The 25,460-nt window shown below is 58.7% G+C and carries 23 protein-coding genes; 15 read left to right on the forward strand and 8 right to left on the reverse strand.

Annotation, left to right across the window (positions count from 1 at the left end):
• Positions 1–75: 75 nt before the first annotated feature.
• The 3 genes from ACR0DB_RS05070 to ACR0DB_RS05080 all read left to right on the forward strand — a co-directional run bounded on the left by ACR0DB_RS05070 (position 76) and on the right by ACR0DB_RS05080 (position 3,592).
• Positions 76–891, forward strand: coding sequence for a TIGR00282 family metallophosphoesterase (locus ACR0DB_RS05070; protein WP_480549334.1), 816 nt, complete (start codon positions 76–78; stop codon positions 889–891).
• 79 nt (positions 892–970) lie between these two features.
• Positions 971–2,749: an SLC13 family permease gene (locus tag ACR0DB_RS05075; RefSeq protein WP_480549336.1), complete on the forward strand. Its 1,779-nt coding sequence runs from the start codon at positions 971–973 to the stop codon at positions 2,747–2,749.
• A gap of 96 nt (positions 2,750–2,845) precedes the next feature.
• Complete coding sequence (locus ACR0DB_RS05080; RefSeq protein ID WP_480549338.1) at positions 2,846–3,592, forward strand: YbaY family lipoprotein; 747 nt, start codon at positions 2,846–2,848, stop codon at positions 3,590–3,592.
• Here ACR0DB_RS05080 and ACR0DB_RS05085 read toward each other — a convergent pair whose 3' ends face one another.
• From ACR0DB_RS05085 to ACR0DB_RS05100, 4 genes are all read right to left on the reverse strand, one after another.
• Positions 3,593–5,254 carry an FAD-binding dehydrogenase gene (locus tag ACR0DB_RS05085; RefSeq protein ID WP_480549340.1) on the reverse strand — a complete coding sequence of 554 codons (1,662 nt, stop codon included), beginning with the start codon at positions 5,252–5,254 and terminating at the stop codon, positions 3,593–3,595.
• An 11-nt stretch (positions 5,255–5,265) separates the two neighbouring features.
• Entirely contained in the window at positions 5,266–6,123 is an 858-nt protein-coding gene (locus ACR0DB_RS05090) for a bile acid:sodium symporter family protein (RefSeq protein WP_480549342.1), read from the reverse strand.
• Between the two features lie 72 nt (positions 6,124–6,195).
• Entirely contained in the window at positions 6,196–6,930 is a 735-nt protein-coding gene (locus ACR0DB_RS05095) for a glutamine amidotransferase (protein ID WP_480549344.1), read from the reverse strand.
• A gap of 16 nt (positions 6,931–6,946) precedes the next feature.
• Positions 6,947–8,719 carry an SLC13 family permease gene (locus tag ACR0DB_RS05100; RefSeq protein ID WP_480549346.1) on the reverse strand — a complete coding sequence of 591 codons (1,773 nt, stop codon included), beginning with the start codon at positions 8,717–8,719 and terminating at the stop codon, positions 6,947–6,949.
• A 110-nt stretch (positions 8,720–8,829) separates the two neighbouring features.
• Here ACR0DB_RS05100 and ACR0DB_RS05105 point away from each other — a divergent pair, with 110 nt between their 5' ends.
• Together ACR0DB_RS05105 and ACR0DB_RS05110 are read left to right on the forward strand one after the other, a co-directional pair.
• Positions 8,830–9,570, forward strand: a complete 741-nt coding sequence (locus tag ACR0DB_RS05105) for a YebC/PmpR family DNA-binding transcriptional regulator (protein ID WP_170352472.1) — start codon at positions 8,830–8,832, stop codon at positions 9,568–9,570.
• A gap of 120 nt (positions 9,571–9,690) precedes the next feature.
• Positions 9,691–10,965, forward strand: a complete 1,275-nt coding sequence (locus tag ACR0DB_RS05110) for an MFS transporter (RefSeq protein ID WP_480549348.1) — start codon at positions 9,691–9,693, stop codon at positions 10,963–10,965.
• Position 10,966: 1 nt separating this feature from the next.
• Here ACR0DB_RS05110 and ACR0DB_RS05115 read toward each other — a convergent pair whose 3' ends face one another.
• Positions 10,967–11,851: a LysR family transcriptional regulator ArgP gene (locus ACR0DB_RS05115; RefSeq protein ID WP_480549350.1), complete on the reverse strand. Its 885-nt coding sequence runs from the start codon at positions 11,849–11,851 to the stop codon at positions 10,967–10,969.
• 87 nt (positions 11,852–11,938) lie between these two features.
• On the opposite strand from ACR0DB_RS05115, the gene ACR0DB_RS05120 reads away from it, so the two are divergent.
• The 6 genes from ACR0DB_RS05120 (at position 11,939) to ACR0DB_RS05145 (ending at position 17,721) form a co-directional block, all read left to right on the forward strand.
• The gene (locus ACR0DB_RS05120) at positions 11,939–12,538 is read left to right on the forward strand and encodes a LysE/ArgO family amino acid transporter (RefSeq protein ID WP_170784007.1); all 600 of its coding nucleotides are present in this window, start codon (positions 11,939–11,941) and stop codon (positions 12,536–12,538) included.
• A 41-nt stretch (positions 12,539–12,579) separates the two neighbouring features.
• Positions 12,580–13,488, forward strand: a complete 909-nt coding sequence (locus tag ACR0DB_RS05125) for a DMT family transporter (RefSeq protein ID WP_170788270.1) — start codon at positions 12,580–12,582, stop codon at positions 13,486–13,488.
• Between the two features lie 90 nt (positions 13,489–13,578).
• Positions 13,579–14,151: a choline-binding transcriptional repressor BetI gene (gene betI / locus ACR0DB_RS05130; protein WP_170769143.1), complete on the forward strand. Its 573-nt coding sequence runs from the start codon at positions 13,579–13,581 to the stop codon at positions 14,149–14,151.
• Entirely contained in the window at positions 14,148–15,656 is a 1,509-nt protein-coding gene (betC, locus tag ACR0DB_RS05135; RefSeq protein ID WP_480549352.1) for a choline-sulfatase, read from the forward strand. Before betI ends, betC begins: the two co-directional genes overlap by 4 nt.
• Positions 15,657–15,744: 88 nt before the next feature.
• Positions 15,745–17,403, forward strand: coding sequence for a choline dehydrogenase (gene betA / locus ACR0DB_RS05140; RefSeq protein WP_480549354.1), 1,659 nt, complete (start codon positions 15,745–15,747; stop codon positions 17,401–17,403).
• Between the two features lie 78 nt (positions 17,404–17,481).
• Positions 17,482–17,721, forward strand: a complete 240-nt coding sequence (locus ACR0DB_RS05145) for an HP1242/YdcH family protein (RefSeq protein ID WP_170769146.1) — start codon at positions 17,482–17,484, stop codon at positions 17,719–17,721.
• A gap of 70 nt (positions 17,722–17,791) precedes the next feature.
• Here the strand turns inward: ACR0DB_RS05145 and ACR0DB_RS05150 are convergent, their stop codons facing one another.
• Complete coding sequence (locus ACR0DB_RS05150) at positions 17,792–19,192, reverse strand: helix-turn-helix domain-containing protein (RefSeq protein ID WP_170769147.1); 1,401 nt, start codon at positions 19,190–19,192, stop codon at positions 17,792–17,794.
• A 65-nt stretch (positions 19,193–19,257) separates the two neighbouring features.
• A complete protein-coding gene (locus ACR0DB_RS05155; protein WP_170769148.1) occupies positions 19,258–20,463 on the reverse strand; it encodes a multidrug effflux MFS transporter in 1,206 nt (401 codons plus the stop codon).
• Between the two features lie 183 nt (positions 20,464–20,646).
• Here ACR0DB_RS05155 and ACR0DB_RS05160 point away from each other — a divergent pair, with 183 nt between their 5' ends.
• The 3 genes from ACR0DB_RS05160 (at position 20,647) to ACR0DB_RS05170 (ending at position 23,267) form a co-directional block, all read left to right on the forward strand.
• Positions 20,647–22,179, forward strand: a complete 1,533-nt coding sequence (locus ACR0DB_RS05160; protein ID WP_170784020.1) for an acyl-CoA carboxylase subunit beta — start codon at positions 20,647–20,649, stop codon at positions 22,177–22,179.
• Between the two features lie 238 nt (positions 22,180–22,417).
• Entirely contained in the window at positions 22,418–22,777 is a 360-nt protein-coding gene (locus ACR0DB_RS05165) for a DUF6497 family protein (RefSeq protein ID WP_174819314.1), read from the forward strand.
• 136 nt (positions 22,778–22,913) lie between these two features.
• On the forward strand, positions 22,914–23,267 hold the full coding sequence (locus ACR0DB_RS05170; protein WP_170769150.1) for a hypothetical protein: 354 nt from the start codon (positions 22,914–22,916) through the stop codon (positions 23,265–23,267).
• An 89-nt stretch (positions 23,268–23,356) separates the two neighbouring features.
• On the opposite strand, the gene ACR0DB_RS05175 is transcribed toward ACR0DB_RS05170, so the two are convergent.
• Positions 23,357–24,514 (reverse strand): DcaP family trimeric outer membrane transporter, encoded by a 1,158-nt coding sequence (locus ACR0DB_RS05175; protein ID WP_480549357.1) that lies wholly within the window; start codon positions 24,512–24,514, stop codon positions 23,357–23,359.
• Positions 24,515–25,164: 650 nt separating this feature from the next.
• Between ACR0DB_RS05175 and ACR0DB_RS05180 the strand changes: the two genes are divergently transcribed.
• Positions 25,165–25,368, forward strand: coding sequence for a hypothetical protein (locus ACR0DB_RS05180; RefSeq protein ID WP_170769152.1), 204 nt, complete (start codon positions 25,165–25,167; stop codon positions 25,366–25,368).
• The last annotated feature ends 92 nt before the right edge of the window (positions 25,369–25,460 follow it).

Consider the following 25,460-nt stretch of genomic DNA (forward strand, 5'->3'; position numbering starts at 1 on the left):
ATGAATGGTATTGGCAGTTTATGACCTGAGTTTAACCACTTGTGCTCGTCTATTGCCACACTTAGGACGGTTCGTATGAGGATACTTTTTCTGGGTGACGTCATGGGCCGCGCCGGGCGTGCGGCGATCCAACAGCATCTGCCACGTCTGCGCGACGAATGGCGGCTGGATTTTGTTGTGGTGAATGGCGAGAATGCCTCGAACGGGATGGGGCTGACCGGCGATCACGCCAAGCTGCTGCTGGATGCCGGCGCCGATTGCCTGACGCTGGGCGATCACGCGTTCGACCAGAAAGATATGCTCCAATTCATCGAGAAAGAGTCCCGCATTGTGCGCCCGGTAAATTTCGCCAAAGGTGCGCCGGGGCGGGGGCATCGTCTGTATACCGCGCCGGGCGGGCGCAAGGTTCTGGTGGTGCAGGTGCTGGGGCAGGTCTTCATGAAACGGCCCTTTGATGATCCGTTTTCGGCCATCGAACCGATCCTGAAATCCCACCCGCGCGGTGGTCAGGCGCAAGCAATCATTGTCGACATGCATTGTGAGGCCACGTCCGAGAAGATGGCCATGGGTCATTATTGCGACAAACGGGCCAGCCTTGTGGTCGGCACGCATACCCATGTGCCGACGGCAGATGCGCAGATTCTGCCAAATGGAACCGCCTATCTGACCGACGCGGGGATGTGTGGCGACTACGACTCGGTCATCGGCATGGACAAGGTTGAACCGATGCGCCGCTTTATCACCGGGATGCCCAAAGCCCGATTTACGCCCGCCAATGGCGAGGCCACGCTGAGCGGCGTGTTTGTCGAGACTGACGACCGCACCGGAGAGGCAAAATCTGCGCAAATGGTGCGCGTTGGCGGGCGTTTGCAGCAAGCAGGGCCGCAGTAAGGCTTGCTCTGCCCATCCCAATGCGTGAAACTGCCTGACGAGCGCGCAGCTCGGGTCAGGGTTCGGACATAAACCAAGAATGCAACTCCTCCAGTTTTCAGAAACAGGCAGCGCGATACTGGCGCTCTTGGTTGTCGCGGGCATGTTCATCATGTTCCTGCGTGAGGTTTACCCGACCGAGGTAGTCGCCATCGGCGGCGTGGCCGTGATGCTGGTAACGGGCATTCTGCCCTATCAAAGCGCGCTGGCCGTGCTGTCCAACCCCGCACCTTGGACCATTGCCGCGATGTTCATCATCATGGGGGCTTTGGTGCGCACGGGTGCGCTGGATGCGTTCACCTCAACCGCGCAGAAACAGGCGCAGGTCAACCCAAGGATTGCCATTGGTCTGTTGATGGGGTTTGTGGTGCTGGCCTCGGCCGTGGTGTCGAACACGCCGGTTGTGGTTGTGATGATCCCGGTCTTTGTCCAGATCGCCCGCACGCTGGACGTGCCTGCGTCGAAATTGCTGATCCCGCTCAGCTATGCGGCGATTCTGGGTGGCACGCTGACGCTGATCGGTACGTCGACCAACCTGCTGGTGGATGGTGTGGCTCGATCACAAGGCATGGCACCTTTCACGATTTTCGAGGTAACACCGTTGGGTATTGCGGTGGTGATCTATGGGATGGTTTACCTGCGCTTCATCGCGCCGCGCCTGTTGCCGGATCGTGACAGCATGGCGACGCTTCTGTCCGACCGCTCGAAGATGAAATTCTTTACCGAGGCCGTCATCCCTCCCGAAAGCAACCTGATCGGGCGCGAAGTAACGGGCGTACAGCTCTTCAAACGCCCCGGCGTCCGACTAATCGACGTGATCCGAGGCGACGAGTCATTGCGCCGCAACCTTAAAGGCGTCGAGCTGAAGCTGGGCGACCGCGTGGTTCTGCGCACCGAAATGACGGAACTGCTGAGTCTGCAAAGTAACAAGGAACTCAAGCGCGTCGACCAAGTTTCGGCGGTCGAGACCAAGACAGTCGAGGTTCTGATCACCCCCGGCTGCCGCATGGTTGGCCGGACACTGGGCGCAATGCGTCTGCGGCGGCGGTATGGTGTCTATGTGCTGGCGGTGCATCGCCGGAACCAGAATATCGGGCGCCAACTGGATGACCTGGTGGTGCGCGTGGGCGATACGCTGCTGCTGGAGGGCGCACCCGAAGACATCCAGAGGCTGGCCGCTGATATGGATATGGTCGACGTCTCACAGCCCTCGGCCCGCGCGTTCCGACGCAGTCATGCGCCGATTGCCATCGGTGCGCTGGTCGGGATCGTGGCTCTGGCCGCGCTGGGCGTTGCACCGATCCTTCTGCTTTCCATTCTGGCGGTCGCGGTGGTGCTGCTGACTCGCTGTATCGACGCGGATGAGGCGTTTTCCTTTGTCGAAGGTCGCCTGCTGGCACTGATCTTCTCGATGCTGGCGATTGGCGCAGCGTTAGATAAATCCGGCGCAGTGTCGCTGATTGTCGAAGCGGTCGCACCGGGCCTCAGCGCCCTGCCGCCCTTCCTGATCATCTGGGCCGTGTATCTGTTGACCTCGGTGCTGACCGAGCTGGTATCGAACAACGCGGTGGCCGTGGTGGTGACCCCGATTGCCATCGGGCTGGCGCAAGCGGTGGGCATCGACCCGCGTCCGTTGGTGGTGGCAGTGATGGTGGCGGCCTCGGCCTCATTTGCGACGCCCATCGGATACCAGACCAACATGATGGTTTATGGCCCCGGTGGGTACCGTTTCACCGATTTCCTTAAGGTCGGGGTGCCATTGAACCTGACAGTGGGCTTGCTGGCATCGCTGCTGATTCCGTTGATCTGGCCGCTTTAAAGACGGCGCGATTTTGCCGACAAGGGTTTGCGCCACTTGTAAATACAGTTATCGTAACAATCTTTTCATCAAATGCGAATGTGAAAGGATTGGATCATGCCTTTTCCAAAACTCGGCCAAGCCATCGTCGTAGGCGCAGTGGCGCTAACCATTTTAGGTAGTCAGAGCCATGCAGGTACCGTCACAGGAACTGCAACCTACCGCGAGCGGATCGCGGTGGCACCGGATGCGACGCTATATGTTGAGTTGCAAGATATTTCCCTCGCGGATGCCCCCGCTGTCACGCTGGCATCGCAGCGCTATGCCTTGACAGGTGTACCGGCTGAATACGCGCTGAACTATGATGATGCGCTGATCCAGGACGGCAGGACTTATGCCGTCCGAGGTTCAATCTATCACGGCAACAAATTGCTGTTCACGACGGATACGGTGAACCCTGTCCTGACACGGGGTGGTGGAGATACCGCTGATCTTGTGCTCGTGAAGGTTTCTCCGAAAGCAACAGTCAGTCTGGACAACACCAACTGGACGGCAATCGGCATCAACGGTGATGTGGTCGAAGCGCAACGCCCGCCGCAAATCACCTTCGAACAAGACGGTGCATTCGGCGGTACAGGCGGGTGCAACAGATTCTCGGGTCAGGCTGAAATCAGCGGTGACAGCCTGAGCTTTCCCGACAACATGGCCGCCACCCTGATGGCATGCCCGCCCGAGCTTGAAGAAGTCGAAGATCAATTCTTGGCCGCTCTTCAGACCGTAACCCGCTATGCGGTCGCAGGGGACAGCCTGGTGATGCTGGATGCAGGCGGTGAGCCCGTTTTGAAATTCGTCCGGGCCGAGTAATCACGCCACAGCGCGCGACCGTCCGGCATTGCGGCCCGAGAAGATGCAGCCGCCTAGAAACGTGCCTTCAAGCGCGTTGTAGCCGTGATAGCCGCCACCGCCAAAGCCTGCGACTTCTCCGGCCGCGAACAGGCCGGGAACGACCTGACCATCTGCCCCGATCATCTGGCTGTCGAGGTTGGTCTGCAACCCACCTAACGTCTTGCGCGTCAGAACGTGGAGCTTGACCGCGATTAAAGGACCGTTGTTCGGGTCAAGGAACTTGTGCGGCTTGGCTGTGCGGATCAGCCGGTCGCCACGATAGTTACGCGCGGCCAGAACGGCGGCCATCTGGGCATCTTTGGTGAAGGGGTTATCAACCTGTGAATCCCGCGCCTCTATCTGGGCGCGCAGATGAGCCTCATCGATCGGGGCGTCGCCCATCTGGTTCATACCGCTGACCAGTTCGGTCAGGGTGTTGGCGACGATGAAGTCTTCACCATGCTGTTTGAACGCCTCGACCGGCGCGGTGGCCTTTGATCCGGTCAGCACGCGCTGAAACAGCACTTCGCGCCAACCACCTTCGGTCATGTCGGGGTTCTGTTCGGACCCAGATAGTGCGAATTCCTTCTTGATAACCTTTTGGGTCAGCACGAACCAGCTGTATTCATAGCCGGTTTTCAGGATTTCCTTTAGCGTACCCAGCGTGTCAAACCCCGGTAAACAGGGCGGCTTCATCCGGTTGCCGGTCGCGTCAAACCACATCGAACTAGGGCCGGGCAGGATGCGAATGCCGTGCGAAGGCCAGATCGGATTCCAGTTCCGCACGCCTTCGGTGTAATGCCACATTCGGTCGCCATTGATCACATGACCGCCCGCCTTCTCGCTGATGGCAATCATACGGCCATCGACGTGAAAGGGGACACCTGCGACCATATCCTTGGGCGGCTCCCCCAACCGATCACGCGGCCAGTTCTTGCGCACCATCTCGAAATTGCCGCCAATGCCGCCCGAGCTGACAATGACCGAAGGCGCGTAGACCTCGAACTCGCCCACCTCATCGCGGTTGGTCTTGGCCCCGTGTTGGGCGGTGTCATCTGCCAGCACCTCGCCCGAGACGCCCTTGGCGCAGCCGTTCTGCATGATGATATGGCTGACCTGATGGCGGAATTTCAGCTCGATCAGCCCGTTATCCACATGTTCCTGCACGCGGCGGATGAAATGTTCCAGCACGCCCGGTCCGGTGCCCCATGTGATGTGGAACCGAGGGACCGAGTTGCCGTGACCATCCGCATAGGACCCGCCGCGTTCAGCCCAGCCGACCACCGGAAACCAGCGCAGGCCCATGTCATGCAGCCAAGGACGCATCTCGCCAGCCGCGAATTCCACATAGGCCTCGGCCCATTTGCGCGGCCATGCGTCCTCATCCCGGTGGAACTGCGCACTGCCCATCCAGTCCCGCAAGGCCAGATCATGACTGTCGCGAATGCCCATGCGGCGCTGTTCTGGGGTGTCGATCATGAACAGGCCACCAAGGCTCCAGAATGCTTGCCCGCCCAAAAAATGCGCGGGTTCCTGATCGACGATAATCACCTTTTTTCCCCGGTCGCCCAACTCGGCAGCGGCAGCCAGCCCCGCCAGACCGGCCCCAACGACGATGGCATCTGCTGTGTTCTTGGTCATGTAGCGTCCTTTCAGCGGCGGCGGAACCAGAGGATGAAGGGCAGGGCCACCGCATACATGGTGATCCCGTAGACGGCGGAAGGCAGGGCCAATGGGCTGAATCCGCTTTCCGTCCCGGTGATCAGCGCAGCCAGCGTAATGCCCAGGGTCGAGTTCTGAATGCCAGTTTCGATTGAGACAGTCTTAGCCTCATCCCACGAAAGCTTCGCGACCCGCGCCAGCCCCAGCCCGATGAGCAGCAGGCTTAGGTTCAGAGTGATCAGCCCCGCCCCCATGATCCCAAGGTTATCGACAAAGAGTTGCCAATTCCCTGCCAGCGCCGCGAGCACGACCAAAACAAACAGCGTGGTCGCCAGCTTGGACAATCCGGGTTCGATCCGATTGGCAAATTCGGTTGCAAAATGGCGGATGCTGACGCCGATGGCGACGGGAAGGGTAGTGATCAGGAACATGGCGATGGCCAGCCCGGTGATCGAGACCTCGGGCGCGTCGTCGCCCATGAAGTAGTTGATCGACCATGCCGCTAGAAAGGGTACGGTCAGCATCGACAAAAGGCTGATCACCGCCGTCAGGCTGACCGACAGCGCCACGTCGCCCTTGGCCAGTTTGGACAGGATATTGCTGGTCACTCCGCCGGGGCAGAAGCTGAGGATCATGAACCCCACGGCAATCTCGGGCGGCAGCGCGAACAGCGCAACGGTCGCAAAAGCCGCGACCGGCAGCAGCACGACCTGACACAGCGCGCCGATGGCAAAGGGGTAGCCGCGCGTCAGGACGCGGCGGAAATCGGCGAACTCAAGCCCGATGCCCAACGACAGCATGATGATGGCCAGCGACAGGGGCAAGCCGACAGATATGAGTAGATCCAAGAACAACTCCTCCCAAAGCCGTTCTGGTCAGCCTATGCGAGCGGTCCGCAATTGCGCAACCGCGCCGTTGGGTCAGCCATAGCGTTCCGCAAAACGGCGCAGGATCAGTGCCGGCTGGGTGACGTCGGCCGCGTGGCAGATGTCGATCAGGCGCTGGGCGTCTTCGGGCGGGAAATAGCCGTGATGCTTGTAGATGTTGATACGTTCCTCGAAGTCCTTTGCCTCGGCCTCGGGGTGGAACTGCGTGGCATAGACGTTGTGGCCAAAGCGGATCATCTGAAACGGGCAGGGGTCCGAGGCTAGCAGATGCACGCAGCCATCGGGCAAGGCCTGCACAGCCTCTTTATGGCCGACAAAGGCGTCAAACGTATCGGCCAACCCGTTGGTGAGCGGGTCCTGGGCGCCATCCTCAGTCATGTGACAGGTCGAGGGGCCAACGGGTTCGCCGTACTGCGCCTTGCTGACCGAAGCGCCCAGATGCGCGGCCAGTATTCCCAGACCATAACAGCAGCCCATGAACGGATGGTCCTGTGCGGTAATCTGCGGCATCAGTCCCATGATCGCTGCTTCGACCCGCGCATCGACCGCCGATTTTGTTGCCGGATCATCGCTGACACATCCGGGACCACCGCCGACGATCACACCGGCATAGTCGGTCACGTCCAGCCCCTCGGGCAGGTTCTCGCAATCCAGCCGGATGCGGTGCGTTCGCTCGGGCGTCAATCCGGTTTTGTCCAGGATCGAGGCATATTCGGCATCCGAGGCATCGGTTTCGGGACGCAGTTGCAGGATCAAAAATCGTTTCATACGCAGCCTTTACCCGTCACAACGGCCAGAACACAAGGATCGAGGGGATCGAGACCGCGATGATCAAAATCTCAAGCGGCAGCCCCATGCGCCAGTAGTCGCCGAAATGATAGCCGCCGGGGCCCAGAACCAGCGTGTTGTTCTTGTGGCCAATCGGCGTCAGAAACGCAGCCGAGGCCGCAACCGCGACCGTCATCAGGAACGGATCGGGCGAGACCTCCAGCGTGCGGGCCATCTGGATGCCCACTGGGGCGGCGACAATGGCTGTGGCGGTGTTGTTCAGCACATCCGACAGGGTCATGGTGACGACCATCAACACAGTCAGGATCGCCCAGGCGGGCAGGCCATCGGTCAGTTGGATCAGCGCATTTGCGATCAATTCAGTCCCGCCAGAAGTCTCCAATGCACTGCCGAGTGGGATCATCGACCCCAGCAGTACCACGACGGGCCATTCGATATGGTTGTAGATCTCGCTAATAGGCATGATCTTGGTCAGCACATAGGCCACCACGACCAGACCCAGCGCAATCGGCAGGTAGATCAGCCCGATACTGGCCGCCAGCACGGCCGCCCCGAACAGACCAATCGCCAGCCAAGACTTGTCATTGGCGGTCACGTTCAGGCCGCGCCCGGCTAGCGGCAGACAGCCCAGCCACTCGGTCACGTCCACGCTGCGGTCACGCGGACAGAGCAGCAGCAGGATATCGCCTGCCTCGACCTCGGTTTTGCGGACTTGTTCGGTGATCTGACGACCCTGGCGCGAGATGCCCATCAGCACCGTGCTTTGGCGCCATGCCAGCCCCAACCCTTGAGCGGTGCGTCCGGTGATACGGGCGTTTTCGGTGGCGACGACCTCGATCACCTCTAGCCCGTCGCCCTCGGCGGTCAGCAATTCCTGCCGCCGCGTGTCCGAGAAATCGAGATTCAGCGCCGCGCGGAATTCGTCCAGCGCCTCGGGTCTGGCCTCCAGCACCAGCGCGTCGCCCGCGTGCAGGGTGGCATGGGCCGACCGCCCATAGCGGCGCTTGCCGTCGCGGATCAGGCCGATGATGGCGACGTCGGATTTCTCGGCCACCTCGTACAACTCGCTGACGCGCTTGCCGATTTGGGGCGACTCGGGCGGGATGGTCAGTTCAGCGATATATTCGGCCAGTGCCTCAGAACTTTCGGTCAGCGGGCCTCGATTTGGGATCAACCGCCAACCTATCAGAGCGACAAAGGCCAGACCGGCAATGGCCGCAATCCCGCCTACAGGGGCGAAATCGAACATTTGGAACGGCTCACCCAGCGTCTCGGCTCGGATCGAGGCGATGATGATGTTGGGCGGTGTGCCGATCAGTGTAACCATGCCACCCAGAATGGTAGCGAAACTCAGCGGCATCAGTGACAGGCCAACAGACCGTCCGGCCTTGCGCGCCGTCTGGATATCGACCGGCATCAAAAGCGCAAGTGCCGCCACGTTGTTCATGAAGGCCGACAGGACCGCGCCGATCCCGCCCATCAGCGCGATGTGGGCGCCAAGCCCGCGCGAGGCATCGACGAGCGAGCGAGTGATCAGAAATACCGCGCCCGAGCGCACCAGCCCGGCAGACACGACCAGAACCAATGCAACGATAATGGTTGCGGGATGGCCGAACCCGGCGAATGCGTTTTCCACGGGCACGACGCCCAGCACAACACCAATCATCAGCGCCGAAAAGGCAACCAGATCATATCGGAACCGCCCCCATAGCAGCATTCCAAAAACCGTGGCGAAAAGGGCAAAAAGAATAATTTGATCACTTGTCATGTCGCCACAATACCTGCGACGGGATATCGGGCAAGCCGCTCTCTTGATCCTGCCCCCCGCAAACGTCTATATGAGCGCCGAACACGCAAACATGATGACGAGGACGCACTATGGCAGGCCACTCCAAATGGGCCAACATCCAGCACCGCAAGGGACGTCAGGACGCCGCGCGGTCCAAACTGTTTTCCAAACTGTCGAAAGAGATCACCGTGGCCGCCAAGATGGGCGACCCCGATCCAGACAAGAACCCGCGCCTGCGTCTGGCGGTGAAAGAGGCCAAGTCGAACTCGGTCCCCAAGGACGTGATCGACCGCGCGATCAAGAAATCGGTGGCTGGTGAAGGCGACGAATACGAAGAAATCCGGTACGAGGGCTATGGCCCCAACGGCGTGGCCGTGATCGTCGAAACCATGACCGATAACCGCAACCGTACCGCCTCGACTGTGCGGTCCACCTTCTCGAAGAATGGCGGCAATCTTGGCGAGACCGGCTCGGTCGGGTTTATGTTCGACCGCAAGGGAGAGGTTGTCTATCAAGCGGACGCGGGCGATGCAGACACGATCTTTGAGGCCGCGATCGAGGCGGGTGCCGAAGATGTCGAAAGCTCGGAAGACGGTCACATCATCTGGTGCGCCGATACCGATCTGAACGACGTATCCAACGCGCTGGAAGAGGCCTTGGGCGAGTCCGAATCTACCAAGCTGGTGTGGAAACCCACGACCACGACTGAGCTGGGTCTGGAAGATATGCAAAAGCTGATGAAGCTGGTCGATGCGCTGGAAGATGATGACGATGTGCAGCGCGTAACGACCAATTTCGAAGCGACTGATGAGGTCATGGCTCAGCTGTGATCCTGTCGTTAATCGATCAGGAAAACCCGGCCTCTGGTCGGGTTTTTTTATGCGCCTTTTCAGTGTGCTTGGCGGATTGCGTTAAACTCGGTAAGCTGTTCGTAAAACAGCAATGAGAGCATGACGGACAGTCCCCCGATCCCTGCAAAACGAAACCTGCCTGTGTTGACCGGGCAAAGCATCCTGTCGCAAATCGCCTGGACGCTAGGCAGCCCCTCCATCGTGCTGCCGTTTCTTGCTGTCTCGCTGGAATTGCCGATGTTCATAGCGGGCGCGCTGGTCTCGGTTCGCATGGTGGGCAGCGTGATTGCGGATGTGTTCTTGGCGCGTTCGATTTCGGCTCACGACCGCAAGAAACGCGGCATTGCGCTGACCGAAGTCGCGGTTGGCCTCTGCCTTCTGATCGCACTGGGGGTGGCGACGACGGGCTATGTGCCACTGATCGCGGCGGCGTTTGTCCTTGTTTTCTTCATCATCGGGTTGGTCGATGAGATGCAGATGCTGATGTATACGGATTTATTGGGCGATCACGTTCAATCCAAATCCCGCATGATCATGCGTTATCTGCAACTAGGCGTCGGGGGACTTGGCGCCATCGGTCTGGCGCTTTTGGTGCATGAGATCGTCAAAGAAAACCCGCCTTTCTCGCGCCATTCAGCAATCATCTTTGTGTCCGTAGGCTTTTTCGTCCTGTCTGGGCTGGCCATTCTGGCGATGTTCGAAGGCGCGCGCAGTGGTGAAAGCACCCGCGATACCGCGCCTGAGACGAAACGCAAGTTCATCACCTATTTCACCGACATCATCGCGATGTTCAACGAGCCGTGGTTCCGGCGTTACTTGATCATGCGATTGCCTCTGGTCGCGGCCACGCTTTCAGTGCCCTTTTTCGCCCTAATCGCGGCTGAGGCGCACCATGCCTCGGCCAAGGGTCTGACGGCCATGATCGTTTCCTCGGCGTCTGGCTATCTGGTTTCCGCGCCATTGTGGCAGGCGGTGAACATGAAGTCCCACCGGGCAGTCATGGTGACGGGGAACCTGATGGTCGCCATTACCGGGTCGGTGCTTTTGGTCTTTCATTTCTTGCACTTGGATCATGATGTTCATCTACACGCCATCGCGTTGTTCATCGTGACAGTGGCCGTGACCGGTATCAGCAGCGCACGAAAACTGTACTATCTGGACGTGGCCCCCAAGGATCAGCGCGTCAAGGGCGCGGCAGCGATCAAAAGCGTCAGCCGCCTAGTCGCAGTCATCCTTTCCGCCGCGCTGGCCGCGGTGGCGCACATGCACGAGGTCGCCTGGGCCATTGCCTTTATCGTTGTGGTGGCCGTTTTTGCGGCCTTTGCCTGCTATCGTCTTGTTTTGCCGATGCCGGAAAGCTCGGCTTCAGCCTGACCTATAGCGGCCGCAACGTGCGGCTTGCACTGCGTTTCACAGCTTGGGTCAACGGTTGCAGGGCCGGGGCCAGAATGCGCCCGACCTGCCATGTCAGTGGCACGTCAAACGGGGCATCGGGTTTTAGTACAGTCAGTCGGCCATCCTCCAGCGCTGATTTCGCCAGATTTTCCGGGTTCATACCCCATCCCAATCCGGCAATGGCCGCATCGACAAAGCCATGCGACGACGCGAGAAAATGCGACGGCGGTGAGATACGCCGCCCGAATTCCTGAGCGATCCAAGCCTTTTGCAAGCCGTCCTTGCGGTTAAAGGTCAGGCAAGGGGCACGGCCAAGACTGGCTGTATCGACGCCGTTTGAGAACCACTTTTGCATAAAGGCAGTGCTGGCCGTCGCAAGATAGCGAAACGACCCCAAAGCAAAGGCATCGCATCCCGCTACAGGTTGCCCGCCAATGGTGACAGCGGCGCTGACCTCGCCCCGGCGCAACCAGTCGGCGGAATGGTCTTGATCGTCCAGTACAAGGTCGAACAACAACCCATCCACCTGCGCCATGGCTTGAATGAACCATGTCGCCAGAACATCGGCGGGTACAGCGATGCGCACGCGGGTCAGTGGAGCCTCTCGGTCCAGCGTCAGTTCACGCGCCAGTTGGGCTTCAAGCAGCCCGATATCCTCGGCATGTTGCGCAATGCGCAGCCCGGCCGGAGTGGCCGTGCACGGGGTGCCGCGCAGGATCAAGGCTGCGCCGACCCGATCCTCCAGCGCTTTGATCCGCTGGGAAATGGCCGAAGGCGTGACGGACAACTCGGACGCGGCGGCCTCGAAACTGCCGTGGCGCAGAATGGCTGACAAAGCCGACAGGTGGTTGGGATCGAGCAGCATTAGCCTGACTTAATCAAGATCAACATCTTTAATTTGATAGGGCGGCAGGATCGTCGTAGTCAACGGGGCATCGCGTAAGGAGGTCCCATGTCCACATCCCTGATCGCCGGTTTTGCGCTTGGCTTCAGCCTGATCCTTGCCATCGGGGCCCAGAATGCCTTTGTCCTGCGACAGGGGCTGCGGCGCGAGCATGTGTTTCCCCTGTGTCTGACCTGCGCCGTCTCGGACGCGATTCTGATTGCGGCGGGCGTGGCCGGGTTCGGAACGCTGGCGCAGGCGGTCCCGTGGTTTGAGACCGCGATGCGCTATGGTGGTGCTATTTTCCTGACATGGTACGGGTTACGCAGCCTGCGATCCGCGTGGCGCGGCGGCGCGGTGATGCATGTCACGGGCGGCCAGCGTGCCAGCCTGCGCTCGGTCCTGCTGACGGTGCTGGCTTTCACCTGGCTGAATCCGCATGTCTATCTGGATACCGTGGTTCTGATCGGATCAATCTCGGCGCAATATGAGGATCGTCTGGCATTTGCCGCCGGCGCAATGATTTCCAGCTTTGTCTTCTTTTTTTCGCTGGGCTACGGGGCAGGGGTCTTGTCCCCGATCTTCGCGCGCCCCAGGGCATGGCAGGTGCTGGACGCGATTATCGGTGTGGTGATGCTGTCGATTGCGGTCAAGCTTGTCTCACTCTGAGGGTCTTGCTCTTGGGCGGTATTCGGTGTTGAACCGTTAACATGACAACCCTCACCGCGCCCTCCCGGCCTGTCGCCGGCATGTTCTGGATGTTCTCGGCCGGGATATCGTTCGTGGCCATGACGGCGCTGGTAAAGTCGCTGGGGTCCAGTATGGACCCGATACAGGCCGCGTTTTTCCGGTTTGTGTTCGGGTTGGTCTTTCTGCTGCCTGCTTTGCGACTAATCGTGTCCACGCCGCTGACGCGCAAGCATCTGACCCTGTTCGGGATACGCGGGATAGTGCATGCGGTGTCGGTGATGTTCTGGTTCTATGCAATGACCCAGATCCCCTTGGCCGAGGTTACGGCGATGAACTACATGACCCCGGTCTATGTCACGCTTGGTGCGGCGCTGTTTCTGGGCGAACCGCTGGCGTTTCGGCGTATCGCGGCCATTGGCGTGGCCCTGATCGGGGTTGCCATTATCCTCAGGCCGGGGTTTCGAGAGGTTTCGCCAGGTCATATCGCCATGCTGATGACCTCGCTGACATTGGGGGCGTCTTATCTGCTCGCCAAGCGGCTGGTGCGGGATCTGCCGCCCTCGGTCGTCGTGGCGCATATGTCGATCTGGGTAACAATTGCGCTGATCCCCTTTGCGATTGCGGTCTGGACACCGCCCAGTTGGTACGATCTGGGCATCCTGTTCCTGATCGCCAGCTTCGCCACGCTGGGGCACTATTTGATGACGCTGGCCTTGCAGGCAGCCCCTGTGGCCGTCACACAACCGGTGACCTTCCTGCAGCTGATCTGGGCGACGCTTATGGGGGCGTTGGTCTTTCATGAAAGCGTCGACTTTTGGGTTGTCGCCGGTGGCACACTGATTCTGGCCGCCGTCAGTTTCATCGCCTGGCGCGAGGCGGTTTTGAACCGCAGCAGCCTGACCACGCCCAGCATTGCCCCCAAGCTCTAGTCGATTTCCAGGTGGCAGAGGTGTTATTGATTGACGAGTCAATAAAAACACCCTAGCGTTTTTCCATCCTGCGCAGTGAAAGGGGGAGAGATGCCAAAACTCGGAATGGAGCCGATCCGTCGGGATGCGATCGTCAAGGCGACGATTGCCGAGCTTGGCGCAAAGAAATCCCTCGACGTCACTGTGAGTCAGATTGCCAAGCGAGCCGGTATGTCCAGCGCACTGGCGCATCATTATTTCGGGGGCAAGGATCAGATTTTCCTGGCGGCCATGCGCCGTATCCTGTCCGACTTCGGGGCTGAGGCCCGACAAGAGCTGAGCTCCGCCGCACCTGATGAACGCCCGCAGGCGATTATCCGGTCCTGCTTTGCGCCCTCGTGCTTTACGCCCGATGTGATCGCTGCATGGATGACGTTTTATGTGCTGGCACAAACCAACGAGGAGGCCCTGCGCCTTTGGAAAATATACCAGGCGCGCATCCGTTCTAATCTGATCCACGCGCTGCGCCCATTACTGTCGGACCCTGTCGAGGTCGCGGATGACATGGTGGCGCTGATTGACGGCCTTTATATCCACGCCGCCCTGAACGCCCCGGAGGAACCGGAACTGGCAGTTAACCACGCAATGCGCGTGCTCGACACGTTTCTTGAGGCTGAAAAATGATACAACCCAACATTCTGATCCTGATGGTGGATCAGTTGAACGGGACCCTTTTTCCGGATGGTCCCGCAGATTGGCTGCATGCACCGAACCTGAAAAAACTGGCCGCCCGGTCCACGCGGTTTGCCAATGCCTACACAGCCTCACCTTTGTGTGCGCCTGGCCGGGCCAGTTTCATGTCCGGGCAGTTGCCTTCGCGCACCGGCGTCTATGACAACGCGGCCGAGTTCCGCAGCGACATCCCCACCTATGCGCACCACTTGCGCCGGGCTGGGTACTATACCTGCTTGTCAGGCAAGATGCATTTCGTCGGCCCCGATCAGTTGCACGGGTTCGAGGACCGCCTGACCACCGACATCTATCCCGCCGATTTCGGCTGGACGCCCGATTATCGCAAACCAGGCGAGCGGATCGACTGGTGGTACCACAATATGGGGTCGGTAACGGGCGCGGGCGTGGCCGAGATTTCCAACCAAATGGAGTATGATGACGAGGTTGCCTATAACGCCAAGGCCAAGCTCTATGATCTGGCGCGCGGCAAGGACGAGCGCCCATGGTGCGTGACCGTCAGCTTTACCCATCCGCATGATCCCTACGTGGCGCGTCGGAAATATTGGGATCTGTACGAGGATTGCGAGCATCTGCTGCCCGAAGTTTCGGACCTTGGCTATGACAATCAGGACGCGCATTCCAAACGGATTTTCGACGCGAATGACTGGCGTAGCTTTGACATCTCTGAGGACGATATCCGCAAGTCCCGCCGGGCCTATTTCGCCAATATCTCGTATCTGGACGATAAGATCGGCGAAATCCTCGAAGTGTTGGAAACCACGCGGCAAGAGGCAACGATCCTGTTTGTCTCGGACCACGGCGACATGCTGGGTGAGCGGGGCCTGTGGTTCAAGATGACCTTCTTCGAGGGCTCGTCGCGGGTGCCGCTGATGATCTCTTCGCCCGATTTACCAGCGGGTCGAATTGAGGCGCCGGTCTCGACCATCGACGTCACGCCGACGCTTGGCGCGCTGGCGGGTGTCGACATGGCCGAAATCGCACCATGGACCGATGGCGAAGACCTCGTGCCGCTGGCTAAAGGCGCCGAGCGGACTGCGCCCGTGGCGATGGAATATGCGGCCGAGGCGTCATACGCGCCGCTGGTTTCGCTGCGGTATGGCAAGTGGAAATACAACCGTTGCGCGTTGGACCCCGACCAGTTGTTCGACCTTGAGGCCGATCCGCATGAGTTGGAAAATCTCGCCGAAAAACCTGAACATGCAGGCACCTTGCAAACCCTGCGTGCCAAGTCCGAGGCGCGTTGGGATCTAAACCGGTTCGACGAAGATGTACGTGCCAGTCAAGCCCGCAGATGGGTGGTGTATGAGGCGCTGCGGCAGGGGGGGTACTACCCTTGGGATTATCAGCCCCTGCAAAAGGCATCCGAGCGTTACATGCGCAACCACATGGACCTGAATGTCGTCGAGGAAAGCCAACGCTTTCCCCGCGGAGAATAACAGACTGATTTAGTAATACCCCCTTCGGTTCGGCCAAGGTTTTTCGATGGAAAATCTTGGTGCACCGGTGGGAAACGGAGACCCGAAAATGGAAGCAGATTTCGTCATCGTCGGCGCAGGTTCCGCAGGCTGCGCGATGGCATATCGGTTGAGCGAGGCAGGGGCCTCGGTTCTGGTGATCGAGCATGGCGGAACGGATGCTGGACCGTTCATCCAGATGCCGGCTGCACTGAGCTATCCGATGAATATGTCGCGCTACGACTGGGGCTATCAGTCCGAGCCCGAGCCGCATCTGAACAACCGTCGTTTGGCCTGTCCACGCGGCAAGGTGATCGGAGGGTCTTCCTCGATCAACGGCATGGTCTATGTGCGAGGCCACGCGCGGGACTTTGATACCTGGGCCGAGATGGGGGCGGATGGATGGTCCTATGCGGATGTGCTGCCCTATTACAAACGGATGGAATCCTGGCACGATGGCGGACACGGTGGTGACACTGCGTGGCGCGGCACAGATGGTCCACTGCATGTGTCACGGGGGCCTCGGGAAAATCCGCTGTTCAAAGCTTTTGTCGATGCTGGGCAACAGGCGGGCTACGAGATCACAGGTGACTACAACGGCGAAAAGCAGGAAGGCTTTGGCCCGATGGAACAGACTGTCTGGAAAGGACGGCGCTGGTCGGCGGCCAATGCGTATCTGAGGCCCGCGCTCAAGCGTGAGAATTGCGATATCGTGCGGGGGCTTGCCGCGCGCGTTGTCATCGAAGACGGGCGTGCGATTGGTGTTGAGTTGATCCGTGGCGGCAAGACCGAGATCATCCGTGCGCGGCGTGAAGTGGTTTTAGCCGCGTCGTCAATCAACTCACCCAAGTTGTTGATGCTGTCTGGGATTGGCCCGGCGGCGCATTTAGCAGAACATGGGATCGAAGTGGTTGCGGACCGGCCCGGCGTTGGCGCGAACCTGCAGGATCATCTGGAACTGTATATCCAGCAGGCGTCCTTGCAACCGATCACGCTGTACAAACATTGGAACCTAATCAGTAAGGGATTGATCGGGGCGCAGTGGCTGTTCACGAAAACCGGGCTGGGGGCGTCGAACCAGTTTGAAAGCGCGGCTTTCATCCGATCAAAGCCAGGTGTCGAATATCCGGATATTCAGTACCATTTCCTGCCGATTGCTGTCCGTTATGACGGGCAGGCGGCGGCCGAGGGGCATGGGTTCCAGGCGCATGTTGGGCCGATGCGGTCGCCGTCGCGGGGTGCTGTGACATTGCGATCCAAAAGGGCCGAGGATGCCCCTGTGATCCAGTTCAACTACATGAGTCATGAGACGGATTGGGAAGACTTCCGCACCTGTATCCGCCTGACCCGCGAGATTTTCGGGCAGGAGGCGTTCAAACCTTATGCCGGCAAGGAAATTCAGCCCGGTGCAGACGTTCAAACAGATGATGAATTGAACGCTTTCATCGCCGAACATGCCGAAAGCGCCTATCACCCGTGTGGTACCTGCCGGATGGGGCGGGCGGAAGACAAACACGCTGTCGTGGACCCTGAAGGGCGCGTGATTGGTGTGGGCGGGTTGCGCGTCGCCGACAGCTCGATCTTTCCGCAGATTACCAATGGCAACCTCAATGCACCTTCGATCATGGTGGGCGAGAAGATGTCGGACCATCTGCTGGGGAAAGACGCCTTGCCCAAGGCCAATGATCGCCCGTGGATACATCCGCAATGGGCTACCGCGCAACGGTGATTTGATCCGCGTCAAAGCGGGTTGTGGAAGACATCTATAGACTTGACTCGCAACGATATATTCTAGGAGCGAACAGGAATGTCCCACACCCCGCATGAACTGGCCGAAGAATTTCCGGACAAAGTTGAATTGATGAGCCAGCTCAAGCAATCAGACGCGCATTTTGCGCGGTTGGCGGATGAGTATCATGAAATCAACCGTGTTGTTCATCGCGCTGAAACCAATGTCGAGCCGATGGAAGATCTGGCTGAGGGCGAGCTGCGCAAGAAGCGTGCGGCGCTGAAGGACGAGATCTGGTCGATCTTATCCAAGGGTTGAACATCAGGGGCGGGGGCTCTGCCCCCGTCGCCTTCGGCGACTCCCCCGAGGTATTCTGAACAGAAGAAGGTCAGGTCACTTCGTAGGGGAGGGTGCCGCGTGTGTGCGCGTCAATCGTGAGGCGTCTTTCCAGAGGCGGGACTGAGCGTTGGTGGCAGTTTTGCCGCTCGCAGATTCGGCACGAGATGCCGATAGGCTCGTAAGCGCTGGCATTGTTGATATCGAGATTGTCGGCGTAGACCAACGCTTCAGCGTGACGGATTTCGCAACCCAGAGCGATGGCATAACGACGTACGGGGGCCCCGAATGAGCCGCCGGATTTCGAGACATCCCGCGCCAGCGAGATATATTGAACCCCGTCTGGTGTCTCCGCCAGTTGGCGCAGGAAATGGCCCGGTGTTTCGAACGCGCGGTGGACGTTCCACAGGGGGCAGGCGCCTCCGAACCGGGCAAATTGCAGCCGCGTTGCAGAATGGCGCTTGGTGATGGTGCCCGCTTGATCGACGCGGACAAAGAAGAAAGGGATACCTTTGGCACCGGGCCGCTGCATGGTAGACAATCGGTGCGCTACCTGTTCAATCGACGCCCCAAACCGGTTGCTGAGCAGCTCGAGATCGTGACGACAGTCCTGCGCCGCCTCCAAAAATGTGCCATAGGGCATTAGCGACGCACCCGCGAAATAGTTCGCCAGACCGATTTTCGCGATCGCGCGGGCCTCTTCCGTCTGGAACTTGGCGAAGTCCAATGTGGCCTCGAGCAGCTTGTTTTGCTGAATCAGCGCTACTTGCAGCAAGAGTTGGAAAACCTGCGTTTGCGGCGCAATGCGGGAGGACAGCAGAAGAGTTTTGCTGTCAGCGTCATACTTGCGCGTTTCTTCGATATCGGAAAACTGAACGCGTATGTCACGCTCGGCCAAGCTGTTGATCGCGGCGGCACGCACGCCGCCAGTGTCTTGTGCGCGGGTAGCGAATCGCTCGGCCGCGCGGTCGACGGCGTCGATATAGTTGTCGCAATAATGGAAGAAATCCCGAACCTCCTCCCAGGGACTGGCTTGAATCTGCGCGTCTTCGCGCCCCAGCGCTTCGTCCAGTGAGGCTAGCCGTTCATGGGTTTGGCGGTAGGTTTGATGCAGTGCGATGAAGGCGCGGGCCAATGCCGGTGCGTTTGAGGCCGCCAGCCGCAGATCGGCAAGAGGTGGCGTGGCATCATCAAAGACGGGGTCGGCCAGGGCCTCGCGCATATCCGACACCAACCGTTCGCTGTCACCAGTGCTAAGCTCGGTTACGTCCATGCCGAATTCCTGCGCCAAGGCCAGAACCACGGTGGTGGAAATCGGACGGTTGTTGTTCTCCATCTGGTTCAAATAGGGCAGGGAAACCCCAAGTTTGGCAGCGAATTCTTTTTGCGTCAGGGTCAGGCGCGTGCGCATTTCGCGTAGTTTCGCACCGGCATAGAGTTTCTGGGTCGCCATGGCGGGCCTTTGCAACTTTTCTGTTGCGGCAAGCTAACTTTGCAAAAATAACTGTGCAAGTACCGCTATAGACCCAGCCGTCTTTCCCGCCGAATAACAGAGACTATCGCGCCTACGGCAAGCAGAGCGGTAATCAGCATCAGCCAAAGCAACGGCATCGCTCCTGTTTCATGGGTTAGGAGGAACCCGGCCAGTGCACTCAGACCAGCACCGCCTGCCAGCATGATGGCACCGCTTAGACCCGCCGCCGTTGCCGCCAGATGCGGGCGCACCGACAGGGCACCGGATGTTGCATTGGGAATTGTCATGCCATTTCCGATACCCACAATCGTCATCAAGCCGAAAAAGCTGAGCGGTGTCCCAAGTCCAATCAGGAACAACAGCGCGGAAATCAGCACGCCGCACGCGTTCAGAATGCAGCCGCGCAGGACCATCCGGTTCACACCGAATTTGACGGAAAACCGCCCGCTGATGAAGTTCCCGGCAAAATAGCCCAGAGCGGGTGCACCGAAATAAACGCCGACCTCGGCTGCGGACATGCCGAAGATCTCGGTTCCGATGAAAGGTGCGCCGCCGAGATAGGCAAAAAACGCGCCGGATGACAGGGCGGACGACATCGAATAGCCCCAGAAGCGGGGCGAGGTGAGGAGTTCGGGGTATTCGCGGAACTGTTGCAGCAGCGTCTTGCCGCTTTTGGCCGAGGTTTCACCGAAATCCTTGAAACACAGGATCAGTGTCAGAGTGCCCAATACGAAAGGCAGCCAGAAATTTGCCTTCCAGCCGAAGGATTCCTCCAACAGCCCTCCGATTGCCGGGGCAATCATCGGAACGACGGCCATGCCCATGGTTACATAGCCGATCATCGACGCCGCCTGATCCTGATCATACAGGTCTCTCACAGCTGCCCGGCTGAGGACCATACCTACGACAATAATCGCCTGCGACATGCGAAAAGCCAGAAAGACCTCGGCATTAGGCGCGTAGATGCAGCCAAGTGTTACGATCAGGAACAGGGCCATGCCCCACAGCAAAACGGGTCTGCGACCGGCCTTGTCCGCAATCGGGCCAATGAGAATCTGCAAGATCGCACTGACCATCAGGTACAGCGCGATGGACAACTGCATAACCCTGTAGTCGGTTTGGAAATGCACGGCCATGTTGGGCAGGCTGGGCAAATAAAGATTCAGGCTGAGCGCCGACAGGCCCGATAAGAGTACCAGCGTGGCGATAGACGGAGGCGAACGCCGTGCGGGAGGTGGTCCGAACTGCATGGTTCAATGGTATAATCTGGGATTTCGGGAATGCCACCTACCATTTGACATGAGTATGTAACTTTTCAATTTTGCATTATTCTTTAGCTGTGTAGTCAAAACTTTGCAAATTTGCCGAAAGTTGCTTTGGAATGGCGCTTTGTCCGTATAGTGTCCCGCCAAATTACATAGGGGATTATCGTCATGAAAGACATCCTGACCGAGCTTGAAGACCGCCGCAACAATGCCCGCCTGGGGGGTGGTCAAAAGCGGATCGACGCGCAGCATGGGCGCGGCAAGCTGACGGCGCGCGAGCGCATAGAGCTGCTGCTCGACGAAGACAGCTTTGAAGAGTTCGACATGTTTGTCAGTCATCGCTGCACCGATTTCGGGATGGAAAACCAAAAGCCTGCGGGCGATGGGGTGGTCACCGGTTGGGGCACGATCAATGGTCGTATGGTCTATGTGTTCAGCCAGGATTTTACCGTGTTTGGCGGGTCTTTGTCTGAAACCCATGCGCAGAAGATCTGCAAGATCATGGATATGGCGATTCAAAACGGTGCACCGGTGATCGGGATCAACGACTCGGGTGGGGCGCGTATTCAGGAAGGTGTCGCCTCGTTGGCGGGTTATGCCGAGGTGTTCCAGCGCAATGTTATGGCTTCGGGTGTGGTGCCGCAGATCAGTGTCATCATGGGTCCGTGCGCGGGCGGCGCAGTGTACAGCCCGGCGATGACCGACTTCATCTTTATGGTCAAAGACACGTCCTACATGTTCGTAACTGGCCCTGACGTGGTGAAGACTGTCACCAATGAGGTCGTTACCGCCGAAGAACTGGGCGGCGCATCGACCCACACCAAGAAATCCTCGGTCGCTGATGGAGCATTTGAAAACGACGTTGAGGCGCTGGCCGAAGTGCGCCGTCTGGTCGATTTCCTGCCGCTCAACAACCAGGAGAAACCTCCGGTCCGCCCGTTCTTTGATGAACCCGACCGGATCGAGACCTCGCTGGATACCTTGATCCCGGACAATCCGAACACGCCTTACGACATGAAGGAACTGATCACCAAGGTAGCGGATGAGGGCGACTTCTACGAAATTCAGGAAGACTACGCCAAAAACATCATCACCGGTTTCATTCGCCTCGAAGGGCAGACCGTAGGTGTAGTCGCCAACCAGCCGATGGTTCTGGCCGGGTGTCTGGACATCGACAGCTCGCGCAAGGCGGCGCGGTTCGTGCGGTTCTGCGATTGCTTTGAAATTCCGATCCTGACACTGGTCGATGTTCCGGGCTTCTTGCCGGGTACCAGCCAGGAATATGGCGGCGTGATTAAGCACGGTGCAAAGCTGTTGTTTGCCTATGGCGAGGCCACCGTTCCAAAAGTCACGGTGATTACCCGCAAAGCCTATGGCGGGGCCTATGACGTTATGGCATCCAAACACCTGCGCGGCGACTTCAACTATGCTTGGCCCACAGCCGAGATCGCGGTGATGGGTGCCAAGGGCGCGACCGAGATTATTCACCGCGCCGATCTGGGTGATGCCGAGAAAATCGCGCAACACACGCAGGATTACGAAGATCGTTTCGCCAATCCCTTTGTCGCAGCCGAGCGGGGCTTCATCGACGAGGTGATCATGCCGCAATCGACGCGACGTCGTGTTTCGCGCGCCTTCGCAAGCCTGCGGAACAAGAAGCTTAAGAACCCATGGAAAAAGCACGACAATATCCCTCTGTAACAGAGGGCTGGTTTCGGTATGCGCGATGAATCGCCGAAATTCACGCGCTGCCGGCCAATGTCACATAACTTTTACAATTGGCCAAGTTTGACTCTGAGTGCAAAGCTGATACATGGATACCCTTATCAGAAATAGAAAAGCGCGGGCCAAAAGCCATGCGCGCGCAATCCCGGAGAGAGGAGCTCACCTTTGGTGGGTCCGGGATTGCGCCTTAACTCTGATTTTCCTGAATATTTCTTTGCCTGCGGTTGCTGAAACGCCCCCTCAGCTGCCCGTGCCGTCCGGTCAACCCGTTCATCTGACTCAAGTTCTGTTGGATGAAAATCCGGGCGAACTGTGGCTGCGCTTTCGCTTTGTGGCGCCCAAGATCGGATCAGATGTTGGTCGTATTGGGTATGACGTCGCCTCGGTGGACATGCAACATCTGTGCCAAACGCTGGCTGTCGCCTATGTCGCCGAATACGATTTGAATCCTGCGCGCGTGGTGATTTCGCTGTCGGACCGGCCGACCGAGTTTGGGCAGACCGAGCCCGATGCCACGCAGTTTTTCGAAGCCTACCGGTTGGAGCAATCGCAGTGTATCTGGGAGGGGCTCTGACCATGAATGCTGATTTTCAGACGGACAGAGCGTTTCTGACCAGCCATGCAGCTTTGGAGGCGTGCGATATGACCTCGTCCATCAACGGATGTGATTTTCTTTTCCCGGAAGGCACTAATGCCAGCGGGGTGGCGGTATGCTGAAGCATCGCGGATTTCCGGGGCGCCTTGCCGGAACAGATTTTCAATTCACCATTCGCCGCGCCAACCCCAAGGGGGTAACGCCCCTGACCCGGCGCGAGCGCTTTCGGGATCGTAAACCAGCCGACCGGCGCGCCGATGCGGGTTTTATGGAGGCGCTATGGCAGCACTTCGGGGATCAACCATTTGAGCGTGGCAATCTGGATGCCGGCCGTCTGAGCTGGTTGTTCGAACGCGAGGTCGTTCCGGCCGAGGACCCGTTTGATCCTGCCAGCTATGATGCGCTTTTGGTGATTGATCTGGATGTGGCCAAGATGTCCTTTCCCGACATCTTTGACGGACTGCGCTAAGCGTGCTTGCTGAGGTCGCATATCCTTCACGGGTGTTTCCCAATGGGAAAACCCTGCCCCGCAGTGGGGGGCAGGGTCGTAATATGCGATCAGAAGTTCAACTGCGCCGCAACCTGAACGCGGCTACCGTCAAAGTCCTCACCCGAGATTACGTCGTTCCGCTCGCCGTAGATGTATTCAGCGCTCAGAGTCAGAGTCTCGGTTGCCTGATAGAAAGCATTGATGTGGATCGTCTCCAGTTCGGTGAAGGCCAGATCGCCAGTCGAGGTGGCAAGGTCATAGTCTTCGTAACCGTAGGCGATACCAACATTCCACTTGTCGTTGACTTGCTGACGCAGTTCAACGGTGAAGCCGTCGACATCGTTGGCTTCACCGCCAACGACCGGATCACCCAAGCCGATCAGCCACGGACCCAGCGCCTGACCAGTCACGTAGTTGACCTGGAACAGACCGCCTTCCCACAAACGAGCAGAACCAGACAGGGTCACGCCCCACTGGTCGACTTCGTTGAGGCCGCCGCCGTCTTGCGCGCGACCGTAAAGGCCGGCAATGCGTCCGATGTATTTGCCGTCATTGTATTCAGCCGACGCGGTGAAGACCGGATCATCAGAGTTCGAGCCGCCGACGTTTTCTTCGATTGCGAAAGCGATATCGGTGTTTTCGACCGAGGTGACAGTATAACGGATCTGCGGAACACGGGCAAAGGCGATACCGACGGGACCGTTAAATTCGACCGAGGTCGGATAGGTGTCCAGCGGCTGGAAGTTGGTCCAGAACTGGCCAATCAACCATGCGTCACCAATGCGGATGTTGGCGTGACGCAGGCGCAGTTCAGCAGCACCGCCGCCTGCAAACAGGTCAAGTTCCAACTGCCCGCCAATGTCTCCAATGGCGCTGGGCGTGCTGGTCAGCAGTCCAATCCGCGACTGGCGAACAGTCGCACCAAAAGTGCCGCTGGTTGCCGTCGAAGGTTCACCGATGACGTTCACGAAAGCGGTGTCGCCTTGATCAAAGTCGAAGTCATAAAAGAAGTCGGCTTTGACATAGCCGTAGACGTCCAGCGTCGTATTCCCGATCCTAAATTCACCGGGGGTCGCGTTCGGTCCCTGAGATTCCAAGGCTTCGATCCGAAGGCGCAGTTCCTCCAGTTCGGCCTGCGTATTCGCATCCTGGGCATAAGCAAGCGTGCCAGTCACACTGAGCGCAGTGGCAGCGAGCAGAGATGCCGTTTTTCTCTTTGTAATCATTTGGATGTTTCCTTGTGTGCGAGTGTGCACGCGCAACCTTCCACGGCTGCGAAATTCTTGGAAATCACGAGATCGGGACTGCAGAGCGTAAATTTCTCAAGAAAAAGTGCTCCGAAAAACGCTCGATTTCACACGCGTGTGAAGCCTGTATTTAAAACGTGGAATACAAGGGATTTTGACGTTCACATTGCGGTGGCGAAAAGTGATGCTGCACTTGCAAAGTATCTCATTTCGATAGTAAATCGTAACGAATTTGTGACGCTTTTGGGCCCAGTTCCTCATGAAGGCGTGAGAATCGGTATAGGCGCTTATTTGCGCGGCGTTTTCGGGAATGGGCAGATTCCAGCCGGAAACCGTGTGCCTCGTGGATCGCAGTTTTCACGTGCAACTTCACCGTGCATGTTGAGCGGGCCGTGCGGCTCTACTTTGCCTGCGTCGCACATGCACCTACTATTCCGTACCCCTTCCTACCGCGGGCAGGCTTGTGAGTTACACAAAACCCTGCCCGCGTTTTTCTTTGTCCATGAATCGGTTCTAGGACGGCAAAAAGCTGCGCATATTCTGCAATTTCCCCTGGTGTTATTGAATATCACTCCGCAAATCCGACATCAGCGTTCGAATGCAGTAAAAATTCTGAAGGGGCAGACATCATGCAATTCTCGAAACTGGCACTGGCGCTGGCCGTCTGCGGGGGCCTGTCGGCCTGCGGCGACAACTTTGGCGAACAGGCGCTGTTCGGCGGCGGCGCGGGGGCGCTGGGTGCCGCCGTTCTCAACGCGGACCCCATCGTGGGCGCAGCCGTCGGGGCCGCTGGCAACGTCTTGTATTGCAAAACGCAAAACAACTGTAGGTAAAGAAATCAACGGGGCGCGTGTCGCCTCGACCGTCATCGCGCGAAACGCCGTCGTGGGGTCTATGCCCCGCGGCGGCGTTTTGCGTTTCTCAA

The organism is Ruegeria sp. AB6 (assembly GCF_056542685.1).

Coding starts and splice junctions, on each gene's coding strand:
- betI (WP_170769143.1), top strand. CDS start 13,579: ATGCCAAAACTCGGAATGGAGCCGATCCGTCGGGATGCGATCGTCAAG.
- ACR0DB_RS05100 (WP_480549346.1), bottom strand. CDS start 8,719: ATGACAAGTGATCAAATTATTCTTTTTGCCCTTTTCGCCACGGTTTTT.
- ACR0DB_RS05070 (WP_480549334.1), top strand. CDS start 76: ATGAGGATACTTTTTCTGGGTGACGTCATGGGCCGCGCCGGGCGTGCG.
- betC (WP_480549352.1), top strand. CDS start 14,148: ATGATACAACCCAACATTCTGATCCTGATGGTGGATCAGTTGAACGGG.
- ACR0DB_RS05110 (WP_480549348.1), top strand. CDS start 9,691: ATGACGGACAGTCCCCCGATCCCTGCAAAACGAAACCTGCCTGTGTTG.
- betA (WP_480549354.1), top strand. CDS start 15,745: ATGGAAGCAGATTTCGTCATCGTCGGCGCAGGTTCCGCAGGCTGCGCG.
- ACR0DB_RS05170 (WP_170769150.1), top strand. CDS start 22,914: ATGCTGAAGCATCGCGGATTTCCGGGGCGCCTTGCCGGAACAGATTTT.
- ACR0DB_RS05155 (WP_170769148.1), bottom strand. CDS start 20,463: ATGCAGTTCGGACCACCTCCCGCACGGCGTTCGCCTCCGTCTATCGCC.
- ACR0DB_RS05150 (WP_170769147.1), bottom strand. CDS start 19,192: ATGGCGACCCAGAAACTCTATGCCGGTGCGAAACTACGCGAAATGCGC.
- ACR0DB_RS05180 (WP_170769152.1), top strand. CDS start 25,165: ATGCAATTCTCGAAACTGGCACTGGCGCTGGCCGTCTGCGGGGGCCTG.
- ACR0DB_RS05075 (WP_480549336.1), top strand. CDS start 971: ATGCAACTCCTCCAGTTTTCAGAAACAGGCAGCGCGATACTGGCGCTC.
- ACR0DB_RS05125 (WP_170788270.1), top strand. CDS start 12,580: ATGACAACCCTCACCGCGCCCTCCCGGCCTGTCGCCGGCATGTTCTGG.
- ACR0DB_RS05085 (WP_480549340.1), bottom strand. CDS start 5,254: ATGACCAAGAACACAGCAGATGCCATCGTCGTTGGGGCCGGTCTGGCG.
- ACR0DB_RS05095 (WP_480549344.1), bottom strand. CDS start 6,930: ATGAAACGATTTTTGATCCTGCAACTGCGTCCCGAAACCGATGCCTCG.
- ACR0DB_RS05105 (WP_170352472.1), top strand. CDS start 8,830: ATGGCAGGCCACTCCAAATGGGCCAACATCCAGCACCGCAAGGGACGT.
- ACR0DB_RS05160 (WP_170784020.1), top strand. CDS start 20,647: ATGAAAGACATCCTGACCGAGCTTGAAGACCGCCGCAACAATGCCCGC.
- ACR0DB_RS05115 (WP_480549350.1), bottom strand. CDS start 11,851: ATGCTGCTCGATCCCAACCACCTGTCGGCTTTGTCAGCCATTCTGCGC.
- ACR0DB_RS05175 (WP_480549357.1), bottom strand. CDS start 24,514: ATGATTACAAAGAGAAAAACGGCATCTCTGCTCGCTGCCACTGCGCTC.
- ACR0DB_RS05145 (WP_170769146.1), top strand. CDS start 17,482: ATGTCCCACACCCCGCATGAACTGGCCGAAGAATTTCCGGACAAAGTT.
- ACR0DB_RS05080 (WP_480549338.1), top strand. CDS start 2,846: ATGCCTTTTCCAAAACTCGGCCAAGCCATCGTCGTAGGCGCAGTGGCG.
- ACR0DB_RS05120 (WP_170784007.1), top strand. CDS start 11,939: ATGTCCACATCCCTGATCGCCGGTTTTGCGCTTGGCTTCAGCCTGATC.